The 242-nt window shown below is 51.7% G+C and carries 1 protein-coding gene; it reads left to right on the forward strand.

Annotated elements, in window-relative coordinates; all coding sequences use genetic code 11:
• The coding region (locus R0J87_RS24015) for a glycogen/starch/alpha-glucan phosphorylase (protein ID WP_498889548.1) at positions 1 to 242 on the forward strand (242 nt) is incomplete at both ends.

Consider the following 242-nt stretch of genomic DNA (forward strand, 5'->3'; position numbering starts at 1 on the left):
AAGCACATTATTCATTTGATCAATGACGTAGCGAAAGTGATCAACAACGATCCGCAGATTGGCGACAAGCTGAAAGTCGTGTTCATCCCGAACTACAGCGTTAGCCTGGCGCAGTTGATCATTCCGGGGGCCGATCTGTCTGAACAGATTTCGCTGGCGGGGACGGAAGCTTCCGGCACCAGTAACATGAAGTTTGCGCTTAACGGTGCGCTGACTATCGGTACGTTGGACGGTGCGAATGT

The organism is Halomonas sp. SIMBA_159, assembly GCF_046536035.1.
GTDB classification, from domain to species: Bacteria; Pseudomonadota; Gammaproteobacteria; order Pseudomonadales; family Halomonadaceae; genus Vreelandella; species Vreelandella venusta_A.